Origin of the sequence: Photobacterium sanguinicancri (assembly GCF_024346675.1) — a bacterium.
GTDB classification, from domain to species: Bacteria; Pseudomonadota; Gammaproteobacteria; order Enterobacterales; family Vibrionaceae; genus Photobacterium; species Photobacterium sanguinicancri.
Genome location: NZ_AP024850.1, coordinates 2,759,699 through 2,779,863 on the forward strand (window position 1 = coordinate 2,759,699; position 20,165 = coordinate 2,779,863).

17 protein-coding genes and 1 tRNA gene are annotated in these 20,165 nt (G+C 42.5%); 8 read left to right on the forward strand and 10 right to left on the reverse strand.

Annotated features, from left to right (window positions below):
- Positions 1-8 precede the first annotated feature (8 nt).
- Complete coding sequence (locus OCU87_RS12790; RefSeq protein WP_094956454.1) at positions 9-779, reverse strand: ABC transporter ATP-binding protein; 771 nt, start codon at positions 777-779, stop codon at positions 9-11.
- A 280-nt stretch (positions 780-1,059) separates the two neighbouring features.
- Between OCU87_RS12790 and OCU87_RS12795 the strand changes: the two genes are divergently transcribed.
- The gene (locus OCU87_RS12795) at positions 1,060-2,742 is read left to right on the forward strand and encodes an ABC transporter substrate-binding protein (protein WP_261857338.1); all 1,683 of its coding nucleotides are present in this window, start codon (positions 1,060-1,062) and stop codon (positions 2,740-2,742) included.
- 146 nt (positions 2,743-2,888) lie between these two features.
- Here OCU87_RS12795 and OCU87_RS12800 read toward each other — a convergent pair whose 3' ends face one another.
- Together OCU87_RS12800 and OCU87_RS12805 are read right to left on the reverse strand one after the other, a co-directional pair.
- Positions 2,889-3,317, reverse strand: coding sequence for an LPP20 family lipoprotein (locus OCU87_RS12800; RefSeq protein WP_062688002.1), 429 nt, complete (start codon positions 3,315-3,317; stop codon positions 2,889-2,891).
- A gap of 5 nt (positions 3,318-3,322) precedes the next feature.
- Positions 3,323-3,958: a FlgO family outer membrane protein gene (locus tag OCU87_RS12805; RefSeq protein WP_062688001.1), complete on the reverse strand. Its 636-nt coding sequence runs from the start codon at positions 3,956-3,958 to the stop codon at positions 3,323-3,325.
- A 211-nt stretch (positions 3,959-4,169) separates the two neighbouring features.
- Between OCU87_RS12805 and OCU87_RS12810 the strand changes: the two genes are divergently transcribed.
- Both OCU87_RS12810 and OCU87_RS12815 read left to right on the forward strand, forming a co-directional pair.
- Positions 4,170-5,303, forward strand: a complete 1,134-nt coding sequence (locus OCU87_RS12810) for a flagella assembly protein FlgT (RefSeq protein WP_094956451.1) — start codon at positions 4,170-4,172, stop codon at positions 5,301-5,303.
- A 47-nt stretch (positions 5,304-5,350) separates the two neighbouring features.
- Positions 5,351-5,427: transfer RNA gene (locus OCU87_RS12815), tRNA-Arg, on the forward strand.
- Between the two features lie 439 nt (positions 5,428-5,866).
- On the opposite strand, the gene OCU87_RS12820 is transcribed toward OCU87_RS12815, so the two are convergent.
- The gene (locus OCU87_RS12820) at positions 5,867-6,406 is read right to left on the reverse strand and encodes a phosphatase PAP2 family protein (RefSeq protein WP_261857339.1); all 540 of its coding nucleotides are present in this window, start codon (positions 6,404-6,406) and stop codon (positions 5,867-5,869) included.
- A 425-nt stretch (positions 6,407-6,831) separates the two neighbouring features.
- Here OCU87_RS12820 and OCU87_RS12825 point away from each other — a divergent pair, with 425 nt between their 5' ends.
- A complete protein-coding gene (locus OCU87_RS12825) occupies positions 6,832-7,008 on the forward strand; it encodes a hypothetical protein (protein ID WP_162845622.1) in 177 nt (58 codons plus the stop codon).
- Positions 7,009-7,095: 87 nt separating this feature from the next.
- Here the strand turns inward: OCU87_RS12825 and gltX are convergent, their stop codons facing one another.
- The 3 genes from gltX to OCU87_RS12840 all read right to left on the reverse strand — a co-directional run bounded on the left by gltX (position 7,096) and on the right by OCU87_RS12840 (position 10,528).
- A complete protein-coding gene (gene gltX, locus OCU87_RS12830) occupies positions 7,096-8,526 on the reverse strand; it encodes a glutamate--tRNA ligase (protein ID WP_261857340.1) in 1,431 nt (476 codons plus the stop codon).
- A gap of 141 nt (positions 8,527-8,667) precedes the next feature.
- A complete protein-coding gene (locus OCU87_RS12835) occupies positions 8,668-9,318 on the reverse strand; it encodes a YccT family protein (protein ID WP_261857341.1) in 651 nt (216 codons plus the stop codon).
- A gap of 70 nt (positions 9,319-9,388) precedes the next feature.
- The gene (locus tag OCU87_RS12840; protein WP_094956448.1) at positions 9,389-10,528 is read right to left on the reverse strand and encodes a porin; all 1,140 of its coding nucleotides are present in this window, start codon (positions 10,526-10,528) and stop codon (positions 9,389-9,391) included.
- Positions 10,529-11,133: 605 nt separating this feature from the next.
- Here OCU87_RS12840 and OCU87_RS12845 point away from each other — a divergent pair.
- Positions 11,134-11,853, forward strand: coding sequence for a YccT family protein (locus OCU87_RS12845; protein ID WP_261857342.1), 720 nt, complete (start codon positions 11,134-11,136; stop codon positions 11,851-11,853).
- A 220-nt stretch (positions 11,854-12,073) separates the two neighbouring features.
- On the opposite strand, the gene OCU87_RS12850 is transcribed toward OCU87_RS12845, so the two are convergent.
- From OCU87_RS12850 to zipA, 3 genes are all read right to left on the reverse strand, one after another.
- Positions 12,074-13,204: a porin gene (locus OCU87_RS12850; protein ID WP_094956445.1), complete on the reverse strand. Its 1,131-nt coding sequence runs from the start codon at positions 13,202-13,204 to the stop codon at positions 12,074-12,076.
- A 556-nt stretch (positions 13,205-13,760) separates the two neighbouring features.
- A complete protein-coding gene (ligA, locus tag OCU87_RS12855) occupies positions 13,761-15,776 on the reverse strand; it encodes an NAD-dependent DNA ligase LigA (RefSeq protein WP_062687984.1) in 2,016 nt (671 codons plus the stop codon).
- Positions 15,777-15,900: 124 nt separating this feature from the next.
- Entirely contained in the window at positions 15,901-17,229 is a 1,329-nt protein-coding gene (gene zipA / locus OCU87_RS12860; protein WP_261857343.1) for a cell division protein ZipA, read from the reverse strand.
- 461 nt (positions 17,230-17,690) lie between these two features.
- Between zipA and cysZ the strand changes: the two genes are divergently transcribed.
- The 3 genes from cysZ (at position 17,691) to OCU87_RS12875 (ending at position 20,140) form a co-directional block, all read left to right on the forward strand.
- Positions 17,691-18,446 (forward strand): sulfate transporter CysZ, encoded by a 756-nt coding sequence (gene cysZ, locus OCU87_RS12865; protein WP_062687982.1) that lies wholly within the window; start codon positions 17,691-17,693, stop codon positions 18,444-18,446.
- Positions 18,447-18,600: 154 nt separating this feature from the next.
- Positions 18,601-19,569, forward strand: coding sequence for a cysteine synthase A (gene cysK, locus OCU87_RS12870; protein WP_062687981.1), 969 nt, complete (start codon positions 18,601-18,603; stop codon positions 19,567-19,569).
- A 313-nt stretch (positions 19,570-19,882) separates the two neighbouring features.
- Positions 19,883-20,140 carry an HPr family phosphocarrier protein gene (locus OCU87_RS12875; RefSeq protein WP_048898185.1) on the forward strand — a complete coding sequence of 86 codons (258 nt, stop codon included), beginning with the start codon at positions 19,883-19,885 and terminating at the stop codon, positions 20,138-20,140.
- The last annotated feature ends 25 nt before the right edge of the window (positions 20,141-20,165 follow it).

The following is a 20,165-nucleotide window of genomic DNA, read 5'->3' on the forward strand; positions in this document are numbered from 1 at the left end:
GTTTTTTATTAATATATCGATGATATAAATTGTTTAAGTCGTTCAGATTCTGGATTTGTGAATAATTTTTCTGGGTGACCTTGCTCTTCCACCAACCCTTGATGAAGAAACATCACTTGATTAGACACATCACGTGCAAATGCCATTTCGTGGGTAACCACTAACATGGTGCGCCCTTCCTGCGCCAAATCTTGCATGACGCCTAACACTTCCCCGACTAATTCTGGATCAAGTGCGGATGTTGGCTCATCGAATAACATCACTTCAGGATCAACCGCTAATGCGCGTGCAATCGCAGCACGCTGCTGTTGCCCACCAGAAAGATGCCCAGGATAGTAATGGCGTCGCTCATACAAGCCCACTTTCTTCAGTAACGCTTCACCTTTTTCAATCGCTTCCGCTTTAGGTACACCAAGGACATGAATAGGCGCTTCAATGACATTGCCAAGCACTGTCATGTGCGACCATAAATTGAAGCCTTGGAAAACCATGGCTAGACGAGAGCGTATACGCTGAACTTGCTTTTCATCGGTAGGAAGGAACTCACCACGGCGATTGGTGGACATTTTAATTTGCTCGCCATTCACCCAAATTTCACCTTGCGTCGGCGTTTCCAGTAAATTAATACAGCGCAGGAAAGTACTCTTCCCTGAACCAGAAGAGCCAATAATAGAGACCACATCACCACCATTAGCAGTGAGAGATATGCCTTTTAAGACTTCATTTTGACCAAATGACTTGTGTAATTCTTTGACTTCAAGCGCTACTGCATCCGTCATGCGCTCTTACTCCTTTAATTCCATCAAAAGGAAAATTGCTCGTAATTACTAACAAAATCTTCCGCTATTTTGTTAACGCTTTGTCGAAGGTATCACCGAGAAGTATATTTGGCAACATTTTGTTAACCACATTGAAAGCGAATAACCGCTCAATATATCTGCATAAAAAAACAGTTATTCATACAGTTATCATTGTTGCCAATCAAGCAATCTTACGGTAGCTTAGCCTAGCTGAATCATCCGCTTTGTCTTGTTTATCGTAGTTTCGGATTAAAATATAATGCAACGCTCTCTTACCGCTTTGTGGCACACCCTTTACCTCGTTGTTTTTATCTCTTTTGTATTACCTTTATCTGTCTATGCCACCCCCTCCTCAGAGCCAACTGTACTTACTGTTGTCCCCGAGTATCGTGATCGAATTAAGCGCAATTTTAACCCTTTCACACTGCTAAGCATGCCAACGACGCATGAATTCATTTTTGAGCCACTGATCATCTTCAATTCTCTACAGAATAATAAGCCAGAATATCGCCTTGCTACAGGCTATAGTCTTAGCCGAGATCTCACGAGTATCCAGTTCACCCTACGCCGTGGCGTTCTATGGTCAGATGGAAAACCATTCACTGCAGATGATGTGCTTTACTCCTTCAATTTAATCAAAATGTTTCCAGAACTTGATTCACATGCGATTCGTACGCAATTGAAGTCGATTCGTAAATTATCAGACTATGAGATCGAAATTGAATTGAAACAGGCTAATGCTTTAGCCGCTCATCAGCTGGTGTTACTGCCCATTGTGCCTAAACATCAATGGGAAAAAGTCAAAAACCCAGTTCTATATACCAACCCAAAACCCATCGGCACTGGACCATTTACGGTTATTGAATCGTTGGATGACACCCACTACCAACAATGCACTAACCCAAATTACTGGCAAGCCAGCGAAGTGCATATTGATTGCTTACGCTACCCATTAGTGAAAAATAACGATGATTTTATTGCGCGGATTGTAACAGGCGAGTTTGATTGGACGGGTTCATTTATTCCTGATATCGAGCGCCACTATGCCTCTTACTCTGAAGACTTTCACTATTGGTTACCCCCTGCGAGCACCATTAGCCTTATTTTCAACTACAAAGTTGCTGACAATGAACTTCGCCAAACTATAGAGAATATTGCGTTTCGACGGGCTATCTCTATGGTAGTTCAGCGCCAACTATTAATTGATATCGCCGCGTTTGGCCAAGGTGTCCCATCAGAGTATGCATCTGGCATGAGTCAACGGTTTACTCAGTGGGCTGATACTAAAATCACTGAAAAATACCGCCCGTATATGACCTTCAATCCGAAACAAGCCAATATGTTATTGGATTCGCTTCAGCTAGAAGACAAAAACAATGATGGGTGGCGAGATCTTCCTTCAGGCAAGCCTCTCACATTATCCGTGCTCACCCCTTCAGGCTGGACTGATTTTAATACCACAGCCATGTTACTGGCCGAAATGTTAGAAAATGTAGGAATACGTACCACGAATATTCAAACTGGGTTTGAAGAATTTGCTGAGCGCTTATCCTATGGTGATTATGTCACGGCAATCACCAACTACCCGCAAGGACTAACACCGTATAAGTATTTTAACTCTGGCTTTAACAGCGCTTACCAAGCGCCACAATACCCACGGTATGCAAAGCACTTTTATAAAGATCATGAAGTAGACCAGCTGCTCACCGCTTTCCCTACCGCTTCTACGGTTCGTCAACGCGCAAACATTATTAACCAGCTCAACGAAACGATTGCCAGTAAACAAATTACCGTCCCCTTATATAATACGGTGCAGTTCTATCAGTACAACACCCAACGCTTTACAGGCTGGTTTAATGAACGTAACCCTGTCGCTAGCCCACTAATATGGCCACAAGCCCCCGAGCGTTTATTGCACTTATTAGCACTTAGACCTAAATAATTCGCCGCTAGGCCTAGCGCCACTACAAGTCATAGCAGCGTCCTAGTGTTAAATAGCAGGCATAAAAAAACGATGGTCAATGCCATCGTTTTTTTTGTTTCTACAATCACGCTATGTCTAATAAGCCGAATAGCGAAGAAGTATGATTAGAACATCGTCTCTTGGTTGGATGGCACATGGAATACTTCACCATGATCTTTCATTCTTTCCATGGTCTTAAGATTGACTTCCATCTCAGTGACATAACTATCACCGACAGGGTAACTACGAATGACCCGAGCACCACGAATGATACCATCAACAGCGCCATCGGTATTTTCGACCCCTAGCTGCTGATCTTCCATACCTGCACGCGCACTGATACGCATACCGTAAACTTGTTCGGTTAGCTCACGGTAAGCATCAATCTTAGATGCTCGCATTGCACGTACTTGTTTTTCTTCTAGTGTGCGACCACGCTGTTCACTGATTGATGCATAACCTACCGCGGTGAGCACATCATTATCACGAATTTCGACCAGTGGCTGACACCCCACAAGTAACAGTAAGATTACTGCCATCCAGATACGCATAATTTCTCCTAAGGTTTCAGTACCACGTTACCGCGATCAAATTCGTTCACTTCAGAGCGAATAATAACACCGTTACGCATACGCATCTTATTCAAGGTATCTAAATCACGGCCCAAACGATCAGCAGGCAAGAAGCCCTGTGCCGTCGCAATCACCACACGAGAACGCATGCCAATAATTCGCGCATTGACTAATACACCGCCGCCTTGACGTAACATAGTGCCAGTGAGCACATAGTCAACAGGCTGCTCAGAGGCCAATTCTCGCCAGTTTCGGCTAATGGTAAAATCACCTTCCGGTGTGACTTTTATTGCGCCTGTTGCTTTGTAATCAACAACGGTAAAACCACGTTGTTGCATTTGATACATAAAGCCTTCAGTAACAGTATTACCAAGCCAGTTTGTTTCGTTCAACTGCTGTAAATCAACAAAAGAGGTAACCGCTAACGGTGTTTTTGCCGTTAAATATTGGTTAGATTCGACCAGTTGTTCCGTCATCCCTTCTATGAAGAAATCAATGGTATGACGAGGAGTCTGCTTTAACAGGTACTCATTGCCCGTATATGGTTCTTTACCATTATAAATCGGGGAGTATGCGCATGATGCAGTCATCATTGACAGCAACACGACTATCCACTTTTTCATTCTATCCCGCTCCGGATGCAAAAAGACCTATAGCCTGTTATCGTTCAAAAAAAGTAAAACTTTATAGCTAGCTGCTTTATATTCGGGAATACTCTTTGCATACTCCCTTTGGTAATCCACTCTGAATGAATCACAACCGTTTTTGTTCAGCCCGATACTATATAGTAAGTCCAACTATCCAAGCAATTTTCATACCGATGTTGAGAATACGATGAAAAAAACACGCGCGCTTTATCTATTCATGTTGTTAGCCATGCCCTCTCAAGCTCTGGCCGCTTGGTTAGAAGTCACAGGACAAGCACAAGTGCTAGAAAGCGACAAAGCCGCCCGTAACAACGCGTTAGAAGATGCGGTTTACCAGGCCATCTTATATTCAGGTGCCGATGCGAGCTCATTTTCACACTTACGCCCCTATTTAAGCCAAGAGCGTAACGAGTACCAATTTAGCGGTAACGAAGTGCGCAACGTCAGCATAGTTAAAGCCAAAAAGTCAGGCGGCAATTATTACGTCACTGCTCGGATAGATATTTATCCATCGGCAAAGACTTGCCACAAAACCCAATACAAAAAAGCGATTTTAATCAGTAGCTTTACACTCACTGCACCTCAACATGCCGCTTTAGGGGGTATTTATCAGATAGGTGATGATTACAGTGTGATGCTCCAACGCCAAATTGAGCGTAAATCACAAAGCTTTGTCGTCTCGGGGATCACCCGCGTGCCTTTTCGTATTGATCAACCGAATACACTCACCATGCTGGCTGAGGATTACGATGCGCAATATCTTATTACAGGCGAAATCACGGATTTAACGTCAACCGTCGATGAAAAGCTACTGCGAGATGATCAATACAATCGACAATTTGCCGTCACACTAGAAGTGATTAATGGCAAAACAGGTGAAATGTTACTTCAGAAAAACTATCGTGAAATCGCTCAGTGGCCATTCACACGAGTTAGCCAAGTTGATACAAAAAGTGCACGCTTTTGGCAGTCAGGTTATGGCCAAGCCGTTCAACGTACCAGCCGCAATATGATGCTAGATCTAGAGACCACCTTGGCTTGTCGCTCCAGTTTGCCTGAAGTTATTAATATTTTTAATGACAAGGTACAAACCAACGTTGGCCGAATTCACGGTGTTAAGCAAGGCGACCAACTGCGTTTATGGCACAACGCGGCCTTTATTGATCAACAAGGGATCAGCCGAGCGCGCATGGTACAAACAGAGATGACGCTTACGGTTGAACGGGTTTATGATAAATCTTCAGAGCTCAGTGTGGACCGAGCAGACCTTGCTGGTAGCATTCAACCTGGTGATTTACTCACCAAACAGATAACTCATTGATACAAAAAGCTTAATATTAATCAATATTTGCGTATAATAGTGCGCATGCTCCCTTAGCTCAGCTGGATAGAGCGTCCCCCTCCTAAGGGGAAGGCCGCAGGTTCGACTCCTGCAGGGAGCGCCACATACTAAAAAGGCTAGCCATTGATGATGGCTAGCCTTTTTTCATTTATTACGCTCATGACTCTGATGTACCTATTTAAGAATATAAAAATTAGACGACGTATAGTTTATTATTTGTTAGCGTTAGCTAATACAGTCATCCTTAATGAAACAATGAATACAAAATAAGATGCATATTAATTATTGCAGTCTTGTTTATAGTTACAGTTAATAAGAGTAATGATATTCATCCTATATTGCCACACCTTCATATGCTTATATATTTCTAATCAAGTCTATCGTCATAAATCTAGCAATCGCTTTAATTTATTTAAAGCAACAACGACAAAATATTGACTTTACATACATGTAGCCAATCAAATGAAACAACATAGATATACAATTTTATAAAATAAAAAAAGAGCCCTTCAGGCTCCTTTTGATATTTTTTAAATAACAGCTTAGAAATTAATGCTTGCGTACAAGCCAACTTCATCACCGCTGACATAAGGCGAAATGACGTAATTACTCATCGAGTACCCCATCTCAGAAACTACGTACTGAATGCCAGTTGCCAATGCAGCACCAGCCGCAACATCACGCCAGTAGTGGTGTTTGCTGTCTACTCTAGAATAACCCACAAGGGCCGCAGCAGCGTACGCTGGTACGCCGTATTCCCAGCCATAACGAAATTGTAGGTAAGCAGCCCCTTGTGTTGCTGCTGATGTATGCCCAGAAGGGAAAGAGTGATCGCCACCATTTGGGCGCTCTGCATTAACGGAAAATTTAATAGCGTGCGTCGCTACTGCTGTATATAGCGCACCTTCCGCTAGTTGAAATAAACCTTCTGTGTCACCTTTATATAGAGAGATTGCACCAGCTGTAAGTGGAATACCAAATTGAGCAATATCAGCGTACTTTTGTAGGTTTTTATTATGGGCAGACGCTGAACATGCGGTCGTTGCTAATATAAGCGCAACAACTCCTGACTTTATTTTCATGCTTTTCCTTCTAACAACATTGCAGCCTTACAATATAAGCAAAGCACCATCAATGGTTTCTAAAATAAGAACATTAAATCTACTGCATAAGCATGAAGCGGTTTTGGTACAACACTATTTACAAATACAACCGTAGATATCAAACACTGTTTTTTAATAAGTGCAGCGAGATTGTAAGAAGTAAGGAAATGCTTGTCAATGAGTTAGTGCTCACAAAAGCATATAAACTACAAATATGTTAATTACATCCAATCTGTCTTTTTGATGAAATAGATCAGCTCTAAAGCAGTTCCTTTTATGACGTAAGCAAAAAAACGCTTATTAATATATGAAAAATATGATCTTAACCTACTATTTATGAGTATCACTGAAACGGCACTAGACCGAGCGTGATCTATGTTGGATAAATCCAAGGGAGATACGATATGAAAAAGATAACTTCGGTATGCGCAGCACTCTTACTTACTGCAAGTTTTGCTACGTCGGCTTACACACTTTCAGGAACACCAGAAGACATTCCAGAAGGTGCAATGCAGTACTGCGCGACATCCAGTAACTTTTGGGTATGTGTTGATAACTATAAGCAACGTAACAACCTATAGTTCTCTGAATATAGCTGAAGCATAAAAAAACAGGCATAGAGTTAGACTCTATGCCTGTTTTTATTTGAAGCTTGTGTTAACGAATGCTTATGCGTTCGCTTCACGCTCTGCAATGAAAGCAAGTGCTAGCTTGATACGCGCCATTACGCGTACTTTGCCAACAAGTTGCATTACTGCGTCAACCGAAGGCGATTGACCTTGGCCTGTAACGGCAACACGCAGTGGCATACCCACTTTACCCATGCCTAGCTCTAACTCTTCACATGTTGATTTAATCACATCATGAAGGTTTTCAGCTGTCCATGCATCATCAGATACAGCTTCAACTTTTGCTAGTGCAAGCTCTAGGGCTTCTTTCGCTACTGGGCGAAGGTGTTTCTTCGCAGCACCCGCTTCAAACTCACTAAAGTCTTGGTAGAAGTAACGCGATTGCTCTGCAAGTTCGATCAATGTATTACAACGCTCACCCACTAGCTTGATTACGTCAGTGATTGCTGGACCATTAGCGGTATCAATCTCTTTTTGATCTAAGTGCCATTGTAGGTACTTAGCAACATATTCAGGCTCAGCTGTTTTGATGTAATGGTTGTTCAACCAAAGTAACTTGTCTGTATTGAATGCTGACGCAGACTTACTGATAGACTCTAGCGTGAACAAGTTGATCATTTCTTCTAATGAGAAAATCTCTTGATCACCATGAGACCAACCTAAACGTACAAGGTAGTTAAGCAGTGCTTGTGGCAAGTAACCGTCATCGCGGTATTGCATTACACTTACTGCGCCATGGCGTTTAGACAGTTTCGCACCGTCGTCACCAAGGATCATTGCACAGTGTGCAAATTCAGGAACAGGCGCACCCAGTGCTTCATAGATGTTAATTTGACGAGGGGTATTGTTGATGTGGTCTTCACCACGAACAACTTGGGTAATCTCCATATCCCAATCATCAACAACAACACAGAAGTTATAAGTTGGGCTACCATCGGTACGACGAATGATAAGATCATCTAGCTCGCTATTAGCGATTTCAATACGGCCACGTACTTTATCATCAAACACTACCGTCCCTTCTTTTGGGTTACGGAAGCGAATAACGAATGGTGATGCTTCAGTTGCTGCTGCATTTGCCGCAACAATTTTAGGGTGATTAGCATCGTAGCGTGGCTTAACACCTGCTGCCATTTGCTCTTCACGCAATTCGTCTAACAACTCTTTCGGACAGTAGCACTTGTATGCTTTGTCTTCCGCAAGCAATTGATCGATCAACTGGTTGTAACGATCAAAACGTTTCGTTTGGTAGTAAGGACCTTCATCCCAGTTAAGCCCGATCCACTCCATACCTTCAATAATGGCATCGATAGCTTCTTGAGATGAACGCTCTAGATCGGTATCTTCGATACGCAGAACAAATTCACCGCCTTGCTTCTTCGCAAATAACCATGAGTACAATGCTGTACGGGCACCACCTACGTGCAAGAAGCCTGTTGGGCTTGGTGCAAAACGAGTTTTAATCGTCATTTGATTTACCTTAAAGTGACTGGAGCGACTGACAGCGATAGCGCTATAAGCCCATAATTGGGCGTTATTTTAACACTGTCATTCTATTCTACAATCACCATCCTTTCTCTAATTGACACTCAATGACTAGATAGCATCAGCTTAAGATGCATTCTTTAGGTTTTTCATCGCCCACATCATGAATGCTTGCTGTTCTTGTGCGGACAAATTATTGAAACCCGCTTCCAGAATCATTCTTTGCGATGATCCGGTATTCGCATTTTTTGGTTTTATTTGATCTACGGGTGTTGTCGAGGTTTGACCGATGGAAACAACGGCAATCCCTGTCTCTTTTTGGTTGTATTTTAATACTGCTTTTTCATAATTTTTCATGCCTTGCATGCCATTAACATACAGAGGCTCAAGCTGGAATGGGATCATCTCGCCAGAAGCTGATTTGAGAACAAAGCGCGGGTCTTTATCAAACGCCTTAGCTTCTTCCATGGTTCTAAACGGCTGGTAAGACAATGCAACATCATCAGAAGGTGCGTTAAAGCGAACGATAAAAGGAACTGAATTAAATTTAGTGCGGCGACCGTCTTCTACTACTAACTGACCCAATGCAAATAATACTTGGTTGGTACCCGATTCAAGCGTTAATTGGTTAGGCGATGAAAAAATATCACTCGCAACTTCATCACCATTAAGCACCAAGGGCCCAATTTCTTTATTAAAGGTTAACGTACTTTCTGCATTCGCTTGCCAAGATAAACAACCCGCCAACAGAGTTAGGGCAACAATCAACTTCTTCATATAGCCTCCACGGCAAAGGGCGAGAAATTCTCGCCCTAATTATTACAGTAATTAAAGATTAAGAGTCATCTTAGAACCAGTACTCAATACCAACAGATGCTTCATTAAAGCTATCTGACTTCCAACGACCTTCATAGCCTTTATTATCGGCATCAATGCGATCTATATTATTCATCGCATAACGGGCATAAAGCACAGCGTTAGTATCAACAAAGTACATCATCTGCACTGATGTAACGTTATCTTCAGTGTTCTTAATGTCTTTACCATTCACTTCTAAACCAAGGTTTTCAGCGCGAGCAATTTTGGCTTGCCACTTATCAAACGTATACGTTAAACCAACTGAGTATGAATCTTCACGCTCGTCTTGATTAAACGTATCGTTATCCGCTTTTGCGATACGGTAATAAGCAAAGTAGCCTAAACCATTAGAGAAGCCACCTTGTGCCCCCATCAAGTAAGTTTGGTTATTCCAAAACGTACCATCGAACTTACCTTTGGTTTTATCAAGCGTGTCGTAGTTCATCTCGTAAGCTAAATCAAACTGCGCCCATCCCCAATCACCTTTCACTTGTTGGTGTGCAGCCATGCCATGCCAGTAGTTGCTTGATGCTTTCGAGCTATCAGTTGCCCCTGCACGATCTTCACCTGCACCAGCAGCGATATCCATGGTAAAGCCAGACCATAGTTCATTGGTATCCCAACGGATGGTATCTGATTGGCGGTCATTGAAATTGTTTCCGCCGATATTGCCACCCCAGTCCCAAACGTTACCCATACCAGGGTTAGTCGCAGGCCAGTCAATCAATTCATAAATAGGGGTTAACACACGACCCAGACGAATTTTACCAACGCTATCGTGTTCAAAGCCGACAAAAGTATCACGGCGGCCTAAGTAGCCATTACCACCGTTTTCACCCGCAAATGACTCATCAACATAACCAGATTCGATTTGCCATAGGAAAGTCCAATCTTGCATTTGATCAAACTGAGCAGTACCACGCCAGCCAAGGCGTGATTCATTATTGAACTGGACACCATCGTTGTTCTTTTCATTATCGTAATCGCGGTGCGCTACCTGCATCGCAATCAAGCCGTAAATACTGTGCTCGTATTTAGCTCCACTATCACTTGCTTGTGCTGGAACAGTGGCAAGTGCTGCAGTCGCAATCGCCGCGCCTAATAAGGTACGTTTGAAAAATTGACTCATGGAAAAACTCCTAAAAAATATAGCTGAATTCATGTACTTACCTCAGTGGCCGCCGAAGGTTAGCACAATGAAATTTAATGTTTCATATTGAGAACGTGGATAAGATTACAAGCTTTTTTCACCATACGAATATATGGCAAGAAAAAGCTTGACCCCCTTCAAAAACCACCAACCAAAAAAAACATAAATCATTAATTTTCAGCAACTTAAAACAAAAATCTAATTACAGCACCATTAGGAGCTAAATGGCATTTTGTGTCCAAGATCTCAAGCTGGTATGCAAGACAGTGGAGAATCACTCAAAAATCAGATGTTTTTATATAACTAAATGGATGTTTAGTTTTTTTATGATTCAAAATAGTGAGCAAGTTCAAACTCATTTAGAAGAAAGTAAGCTAAATCGGTTTGTTAAAGTAACGAAAAAATATTTCAGCTAAAACTGAATCGAAAAAAAATGCTGAGTCCACCTTATTGATAAGTTGTTAGATTTAAATAAAAACAGAAGAAAGTAGATGATGTGACTGATGTCTGAGTTCGCTTGCTCTATGAGGAAATAACCTTTTTTGTCAGCACTAAGCAACGTAAAATCGTGTTACGAATTAACTATGGATGGACAACCGCCAATAACTTGCGTGTCCTTCAGGGAGAATATAATGAAGGTAAAACATATAGCCCTTGCGGTAGCGCTTCTACCTCTCGCTCAAACAGCTTTTGCTGACGTGACACTTGAACTGCCAGACAATGTACGATTGCTCGCTGTAAATGAACAAGATCCATCAAAAAATATTACCGATATTTTTTTTGCGACAGATGACAAGCTAACGTTTAAAAATGGTGAGAACCAAATCGTATATCAAATTGATCAGTATTTTTATAAAGGGGATAAGCAAAGTGAGCGGTTCCGTTCCTCGCCTTATATACTGACCTTTACTGCAAACAATACTTCACTTCAATTAGAAGTACCAAACTTCCGAGGTGTTGTTCAGGCCAATGAGTTTAACCATTCAGCAAAAGTAAATGTTCAAACTACAGCGGGAAAAAACGTCGCATTCAAGCATGACAAGCTTGAGTTAAAAGGTCTTTCCATTTCACATGATTACCACGAGTATGTGAAACAATATAACCGTCTTGGTGGTCCTGCAGCACTGACTGTTGCTACAACTGCAATAGCAACTAATGAAGCTAAACCAGCGTTAAAACAGTCAGCTACTGACCTTGCAACTCAAAGTAAAGAGCCAATCAAACAGCAGCTACAGGCACTTTTCAATCAAGCAGATAAAGAAACTAAAAAAGAATTTATTAGCTGGGCAGTGCAAAACCTGTAATCTCTCGATAAAAGTTCCTTTTAGCGAAGGAACTTTCTCACTACCTTTAAGCCCCTCCATGCTCAACTCAACTTTACATTTACCCGACTTAATTACTTCACTCTGCGAGAACTAACACCTCATTCATTATTCGTCACCTTAACCAAAAATTGATTAACTCATAGATCGAAAAATGGAGGCCTAAGCCTCCATTTTAATAATATTCAGTTTTAATTACGATTTAGAAACCGTATTCAAGACCTACACGAACAACAAAGATATCAGTTTCGTCAATCTTACCTGCATCGTTAGCTGCTTTTAGGTCACGCTGAGCAACACGGATGTAAGGAACAAAACCATTTTTAACATACATTAGCTGACCAGAAATGATGCTATCTTCATCATTCTGTTTAACACCAGCTGTTTCTGATTCTAAGTTAGCTGTGTAACCTAGTTTGAAGCCCCAAGGACCATTCCAGTATTGACCAATTACAGCGTAAGAAGCTTGCTCTGATTTATCGCCGTTCTGAACTTTACTTTCACCAGCCTTGTATGCGCCAGATAGTCCAAAACCAGCAGGAAGTGATGCTTCAAAACCGACTAAGTAACCAAAGGTATCTGCCATTACTGCATCTTTAGCCGCGGTTCCAGCAGTCCACTTGTCTTGGTCGCCGTTTGGTTTGTAGCTCCAAGAACCATCAGTCGCTGCTTTTGCTTCTTCAAGCTCACGATCTGATTCTGTTTCGAATGCTGCATGTAATGTGATCATTTCAGCAAAAGTATAGTGCGCTGCACCACCAAACCAGTTATTACCTTCAACCGCCTTGTCACCACGACCTGTCGCAATATTAAAGTTGAAACCACCGAATGACGGAGAGTCGTAACGAGCCATATCACCGTGACGATCACGGTTATATTTCACGTCACCGCCCCAGTCCCATGACGCACCAAGACCTGGGTTAGCGTATGGCCAGTCAATCACTTCATACATAGGCGTTAGCATACGACCGAAACGCACTTTACCCCAGTCGCCTTTAAGACCAAGGAAAGTATCACGGTTACCTAATGTACCGCCTGTTCCATCTTCACCTACATAACCAGACTCAACTTGCATGAATACTTCAACGTTATCGAACATCTCTTTACCAGCACGGAAACCGATACGAGATTCATTTTCGTAGTCATAGCCTGTTGCAGTATCTTCGCCATTCTTAGTAATGTCATAGTTAACAATCGAAATTGCTGCTACACCATACACTTCAACACTGAAATCATTGTTTTGGCCGATTTCGTATGCACTTACTGACATTGAAGCCATTGCTGCTGTCGCAACAGCAACGCCAAGAACTGAACGTTTGAATACATTTTCCATGGAATAACTCCTAAATATACTAGCTGTTTACTTGAGCCTAAAAAGGTTGGCCGCCGATGGCTTCAAGTAAGTCTCCCAATATGTAAGCTAAATTTCTAAAATCAGCTAAATCATATTTTTTTAGTTTATGAACGTCTCCGTTCACTTCAGTAACTAGACTACTTTCGCAGCGCAAAACATCAATCAGAACTTAATTTCTTGTTTGAAAAATATGACTCAGTGCAAACTTTACTGCTAACAGTGATCCAGCTCAAACCTTTGATTCTTTAATTATCAATAACAAATATAGCCATTTTAAATCAACAACTTACCAACATAAAAAAACATCAAACGTGAGAAGGCGCGAAAAAAAAATATCAACGTGAAATCACTTACATAATAAGGATCGCATTGATCACATCTTCTATTTAAACGAAAAATGGGCAGGTTGTGACTTATTTTTTGTGACGGTTAATACGATTTAAAATGTGATGAAAATAAAAAAAGCGCATCAGAAGTTACCCTGATGCGCTTTGAAATAGATATTTATTCTACTGTTAAAACAAAAAAACAGCAGTTAGCGTTGAGTGAAATCAACCAACGTTTGTTCATCCCAAATTTCAATGCCGAGATCTTGTGCTTTTGTTAATTTAGAACCGGCGGCTTCACCCGCAACAAGTAGATCCGTTTTTTTAGAAACACTTCCTGTCACTTTCGCGCCCATCGACTGTAGTAGTTCTTTCGCTTCTGAGCGGCCTAGCTGCGACAAACTGCCCGTTAATACCACCGTTTTTCCTTCTAAAGGTCGTTCAATCCCTTCTTCCAACTTCTCAATAGCAGGCCATTCAATACCGACTTTGATTAAGTCATCAATCACATCAGTATTATGCTGTTCACGGAAGAAGTTAAAAACATGATCAGCGACTATGCCGCCAACATCACTCACTTCAATCAGCTGCTCTTTAGTCGCAACGGTAATTGTTTCAAGTGTTTCAAAATGACTGGCTAAGTTAGCCGCAGTGGCTTCCCCTACTTCGCGAATCCCTAATGAATACAAGAAACGCGCTAAGGTTGTTACCTTTGAGGCAGCAAGTGAATCAACGAGTTTTTGCGCTGATTTAGGTCCCATACGCTCGAGGACTGTCACAACACCAGCCGATAATTTAAACAGATCGGCTGGTGTAGAAACCATCTCACGATCAACCAATTGCTCAATGACTTTCTCGCCGCAACCATCAACATCCAAGGCTTTACGAGATACAAAGTGCTTCAATGCTTCTTTACGTTGCGCTTGACAGAATAGGCCACCAGAACAGCGAGAGACCGCTTCACCTTCAACACGCTCGACACGCGAACCGCAAACAGGGCAGTCGACAGGGAAAGTAATAGGCGTTGCGTCATCAGGGCGGCGCGATTCAACCACAGAGACAATTTGTGGAATTACGTCGCCCGCACGGCGAATTATCACCGTATCACCAACCATAACCCCTAAACGTGCCACTTCATCGGCATTATGCAAAGTGGCATTACTGACGGTTACGCCCCCCACAAATACAGGTTCTAATTTAGCAACTGGGGTAACAGCCCCTGTTCGACCCACTTGAAATTCGACATTCTTCAGTACTGTCATTTCTTCTTGCGCTGGGAATTTATAAGCAATTGCCCAACGTGGTGCACGCGCAACAAAGCCCAAGCGTTCTTGCAAGCTCATGGTATCAACTTTAAAGACAACCCCATCAATCTCGTACGGTAACGAACCACGACGCTCACCAATATCTTGGTAGTAAGCAATCACAGCTTCAATGTTATTCAGTGGACGAATCTCAGGGCACATTGGTAGCCCCCACCCTTTGAGTTGTAACAAACGATCATACTGACTAGGGGCCAGTTCCAATCCTTCTACGACACCGACAGAATAAGCATAAAAACTTAACGGGCGAGAAGCGGTAATTTTAGAGTCAAGCTGACGTAAACTACCGGCGGCTGCATTTCGAGGGTTGGCAAATGTTTTTTCACCTTTCTTTAAGGCCCGTTCGTTTAAGGCATCAAAGCCCGCTTTCGGCATAAAGACTTCGCCACGCACCTCTAAGCGCGCAGGCCAATCATCGCCACGTAGTTTCAACGGTATAGAACGAATAGTACGAACGTTGGTCGTAATATTTTCACCGGTTGTTCCATCACCTCGCGTGGCAGCTTGGGTTAAAACGCCATTTTCATACATCAAGCTAACCGCTAAGCCATCAAGTTTAGGCTCACCGCAGTAGGTAACTTGCTGCTCAGTTGGTAGTCGGTCTAATAATCGTTTTTCGAATGCTTTTAGCTCTTCATCATCAAACGCGTTATCAAGCGAGAGCATGGGTATTTCATGCTTAATCTGACTAAAACCATTAAGTGGTGTGCCACCCACTCGCTGGCTAGGTGAATCAGTTGTCACCCACTCAGGATGCTCAGCTTCAATAGCAAGCAGCTGTTGCATCAAGCGATCATATTCAGCGTCTGGGATCTCAGGGTTATCTTCAACGTAATAACGATACCCGTGATAAGTAAGCTGTTGACGCAGCTCTGTAAGCTGCTGCTGAATATCAAGACTCATGACTAATCCTATTCACTCACATTATGACCAAGCGGCTAACGATTGCCTGCCTGATATTTTAATACACAAAAAAGCGGGCTCCCTAAGGAGCCCGTCAATAAACTATAGGGATAAACACACTCAGTTAAACTTGAGTGTAGAACTTCGCTTTATCACGATATTCAGTAATACGGTAAGGCGTGATCATGTTGCGATCTTGATCCAACACATCAGCACTTAATTCATCAGCAATCTGCTGAACCGTTTGCAACATCATATTAAAGTTCAAATCTGCACGACCGTGACAAGGCAACATTAAGTAAAAAGCGATGCCCGGTGTTTCGAAGTTTTCAATATCCTGCTGCGGGAAATTACCCGGTTGAACCATATTGGTCACAGAGAAAATAACAGGCTCGAGACCTGCTTTATCTGCATGACGATGATAGACCGAGTTTTCACCAAAGATTAAACCATTTTGCTCAAGGCTATTGAATAATTTCACGCCTCGAAGTAATTCACCTTTACGCGCATGAATATTTAAAGCGATATAAGAACGCTCTAACGGTGCAGGCTCTACTGGTTCTGGCTCGATAATCGCTTCGACAACCTCTTCAACAACAGGTTCTGGCGATACGGCAACTTGCACTGGCTCATTTTGCGGCGCTGAAGGCTCTACTTGCAGTGCAATTTCAGTCTCTGAAACAATCACAGTATTGGTATCAAGCGCGGGTTCCGCCACTGCATTCTCTGCCGCTAAGGTATCGATTGATAGCGCGACAGGAGCAACCACTCTCTCTTCAACAGGTTGAGGTTTAACCTCAGAAGAAGATGTCACCATATCAAGGTTACCTAAACCAGGTTCATGTTCTTTATTAGGTTTTGACGTAACAGGCGCTGGTGATTGAGTAATAACAGGCTGTGGCTGTGGCTGTGGTTGTGGCGCGCGAGGCTGCACTTCGGCTTGAAGTGTTACTTCAGGCGCGGTCTGGACATGCTGTTCGACTACAGCATCGGCCTGCTGAGCAACCACATTAACATTACTGTTTACAGTCTGAGGTGTCAGTGTTGGTTGTGGGGCTACTTCTGTGAATTCAGAAATAGCTTGAGCAGGCACAGGCACCCCAACATTTGGAACAGTATCGGTATGCGAGTTCATCGTCGAAGGTGACGAATCTAATAAAGGATCGGCTTCAATTTTCTCACCGAAGTTCACAGAACCTGTTTTTACCGGTTCTGGCTTTAAATATGGAGCAGGGTCTTCAGCTTCAGCGCCTTTGACACGGACAGCACCAACGCCATCTTGATCAAAGCCAGCATCATCAACAGACGTTTGGCCATCAAGCTTACCCACAGGCTTCGGTTTATCACCAAACTTAGTCGGTTTTTCTTTTCGACTTGTCCAAAGACCATGCAACAATAGCGCGGAGATCATCAGCGCACCAACAATAATAAGAACCAGACGCAATTCCTGCATACAATACTCTGAAATTAGCTTGTCACCCCAACTGGGATAACGTGTTAAATATGTATTCGCCAGACCTAAGTAATACCATACTCAGCGACTAACTCAATCCAACATTACCTATTAGCACACTGACATTGACAGAGCGTAATAAAGATCACAACTTATTACTTTAAGCCTTCCCTTCCGTCAGTCTGGCAAATCCCTATCACTGCGGTTAAGAATACATGCTGGTTGCTTTACTCTACCAAAACTAGCTAAATAATGAGAACTTCTAACCGTAGAATCATCAAATATCGTGCCTTCGAGCGCACTTTTGGTTATTTTTCAAACTAACTGAGCGGTTACCATTTACCTGTAACCTCCAACAAAAGATCGAATATTTGCTTATAGCCGCAACTCGTCGTTAACATGCAGCTAGGCTCAACCTCTTTTGATACTTTCACAATGACGAGCCTTAACAAGGAGCAGATATGCAAACACACTCACCAATTAAAGACCCTATCAGTGGCGCTGGCTATTTTTTTCGCGGTTTATCGCTGGCATTAGAGCCAGGCACCCGCCGTTTTGTTTTGATGCCACTGCTGGTTAACATCATTCTCTTTGGTAGTGCATTTGGCTTTGTTCTGTCTCAACTTGATTCATGGATTACAGGTTGGTTAGCCATGCTACCTGAATGGTTAGATTGGTTAAGCTACCTCTTGTGGCCATTACTTGCTATCGCCACATTAGTCACTTTTTCTTATATTTTTAGTACCATCGCAAATTGGATAGCGGCACCGTTCAATGGCCTTTTAGCCGAGCAGTTAGAAGCAAAATTAACGGGTGAAACCCTGCCAGACACCAGCGTGAAAGAGCTGCTTAAAGACGTGCCTCGCATCATGCACCGCGAATGGATAAAACTTAAATATTACCTGCCTAAAGCATTGGGGCTGTTGATCTTATTGTGGATCCCAGCCATTGGTCAGACGGTTGGGCCTGTACTGTGGTTCTTATTTAGCGCGTGGATGATGACTATTCAATACGCAGATTACCCGTTTGATAATCATAAAGTACCCTTCGCATCCATGCGTGACGCGCTAAAGGTCAAGCGCGGAAAATCATTAAGTTTTGGTAGCCTAGTGATGCTATTTACTATGACACCTATCCTTAATTTATTTGTAATGCCTATCGCCGTTTGTGGCGCGACAGCAATGTGGGTTGACCATTACCGTAAAGACTATCGATAGCCTAATCATTAGCTCTGTAGCTAATTTCTAACTAACGTAGATCGTTATACTTTTTATAACAATAAGATATAACGATTTATTACTTTTCAAATAACGCAACAGGGTTATGCTTAGTGTGTCTTAAGTTGAAACGTGTTACGAAGGAACGGCAATCATGAGCAAAATTTACGAAGATAACACTCTTACTATTGGTAATACTCCACTGGTTCGCCTGAACCGAGTCAGTAATGGCAAAGTGTTAGCAAAAATCGAAGCGCGCAACCCAAGCTTTAGTGTGAAGTGCCGCATTGGCGCAAACATGATTTGGGATGCGGAGAAAAAAGGCACCCTAAAAGAAGGCATTGAGCTTGTAGAGCCAACCTCAGGTAATACGGGGATTGCCCTTGCGTACGTCGCCGCTGCTCGTGGTTACAAACTAACTCTTACAATGCCTGAAAGCATGAGCCTTGAGCGCCGTAAGTTACTAAAAGCACTTGGTGCAACACTGGTGTTAACGGAAGCGGCAAAAGGCATGAAAGGGGCAATTGAAAAAGCAGAAGAGATTGTCGCATCAAACCCAAGCCACTACCTATTGCTTCAACAGTTTAATAACCCAGCCAACCCTGAAATTCACGAAAAAACCACGGGCCCTGAAATCTGGGATGCCACTGATGGCGAAATCGATGTTTTTGTTTCAGGCGTAGGTACGGGCGGTACGCTAACGGGTGTTAGCCGCTTTATTAAACAAACCAAAGGAAAAGCGATTACTACTGTCGCAGTTGAGCCAAGTGAATCACCTGTTATCACTCAAGTACGTAATGGTGAAGCAGTTCAACCCGCACCTCATAAAATCCAAGGTATCGGCGCTGGATTCATTCCTGGCAACCTTGAACTAGACTTGATTGATGAAATTGAACTCGTGAGTTCAGACGATGCGATTGAAATGGCACAACGCCTAATGAAAGAAGAAGGTATCTTGGCCGGAATTTCATCAGGTGCGGCTGTTGTGGCAGCCAATAACATCGCATCACGCCCAGAATATGCAGATAAAAATATCGTTGTAATACTGCCAAGTTCTGGTGAGCGTTACCTATCGACAGCGTTATTTGCGGGTATCTTCACAGAAAAAGAAACCCAACAGTGATCACACTTTTAAGTGATTCATGACAGTTTGTTGACGAAAAAAGCCCCCCAAAGGGGCTTTTTTGTTGCTTTTTAAACGAGGTTTTACTATAAAACCGAGGCGTTTTATTTTTAGCATCAAAATAAAAGGACACAAAACAGTCCATTTGATGTGACCAAGGCAAAATAACTCATCAAACTTTGACTTGGATTAAGCAATTATGACGCACAGTTGGTTAATTTATTCATCGAGATAAACAAACCATCTCACGTTACTATAAGCTAAAATATTTTTACGCAAAGATTACATAATATTTCAAATATCGGGGTGAAAAATGTATCAGAAGCAAGTTGAAATCACTGCAGAAAACGGCCTACACACTCGTCCAGCGGCTCAGTTCGTTAAAGAAGCTAAAGCATTCGACGCTGACATCACTGTTACTTCTAACGGTAAAAGCGCAAGCGCGAAAAGCCTATTCAAACTACAAACTCTAGGCCTAGTTAAAGGTACTCTAGTAACAATTTCTGCTGAAGGCGCTCAAGCTCAAGAAGCAGTTGACCACCTTGTTGCTCTAATGGATACACTGCACTAAGTTGCAATTTATTCGTTAAGTCCCT

Excerpts from the sequence above, each read along its gene's own strand:
- OCU87_RS12825 (WP_162845622.1), top strand. The coding sequence starts at position 6,832 with ATGAAAAAGATAACTTCGGTATGCGCAGCACTCTTACTTACTGCAAGT.
- OCU87_RS12795 (WP_261857338.1), top strand. The coding sequence starts at position 1,060 with ATGCAACGCTCTCTTACCGCTTTGTGGCACACCCTTTACCTCGTTGTT.
- OCU87_RS12850 (WP_094956445.1), bottom strand. The coding sequence starts at position 13,204 with ATGGAAAATGTATTCAAACGTTCAGTTCTTGGCGTTGCTGTTGCGACA.
- ligA (WP_062687984.1), bottom strand. The coding sequence starts at position 15,776 with ATGAGTCTTGATATTCAGCAGCAGCTTACAGAGCTGCGTCAACAGCTT.
- gltX (WP_261857340.1), bottom strand. The coding sequence starts at position 8,526 with ATGACGATTAAAACTCGTTTTGCACCAAGCCCAACAGGCTTCTTGCAC.
- OCU87_RS12790 (WP_094956454.1), bottom strand. The coding sequence starts at position 779 with ATGACGGATGCAGTAGCGCTTGAAGTCAAAGAATTACACAAGTCATTT.
- cysK (WP_062687981.1), top strand. The coding sequence starts at position 18,601 with ATGAGCAAAATTTACGAAGATAACACTCTTACTATTGGTAATACTCCA.
- OCU87_RS12820 (WP_261857339.1), bottom strand. The coding sequence starts at position 6,406 with ATGAAAATAAAGTCAGGAGTTGTTGCGCTTATATTAGCAACGACCGCA.
- zipA (WP_261857343.1), bottom strand. The coding sequence starts at position 17,229 with ATGCAGGAATTGCGTCTGGTTCTTATTATTGTTGGTGCGCTGATGATC.
- OCU87_RS12845 (WP_261857342.1), top strand. The coding sequence starts at position 11,134 with ATGGATGGACAACCGCCAATAACTTGCGTGTCCTTCAGGGAGAATATA.
- OCU87_RS12875 (WP_048898185.1), top strand. The coding sequence starts at position 19,883 with ATGTATCAGAAGCAAGTTGAAATCACTGCAGAAAACGGCCTACACACT.
- OCU87_RS12810 (WP_094956451.1), top strand. The coding sequence starts at position 4,170 with ATGAAAAAAACACGCGCGCTTTATCTATTCATGTTGTTAGCCATGCCC.
- cysZ (WP_062687982.1), top strand. The coding sequence starts at position 17,691 with ATGCAAACACACTCACCAATTAAAGACCCTATCAGTGGCGCTGGCTAT.
- OCU87_RS12805 (WP_062688001.1), bottom strand. The coding sequence starts at position 3,958 with ATGAAAAAGTGGATAGTCGTGTTGCTGTCAATGATGACTGCATCATGC.
- OCU87_RS12835 (WP_261857341.1), bottom strand. The coding sequence starts at position 9,318 with ATGAAGAAGTTGATTGTTGCCCTAACTCTGTTGGCGGGTTGTTTATCT.
- OCU87_RS12840 (WP_094956448.1), bottom strand. The coding sequence starts at position 10,528 with ATGAGTCAATTTTTCAAACGTACCTTATTAGGCGCGGCGATTGCGACT.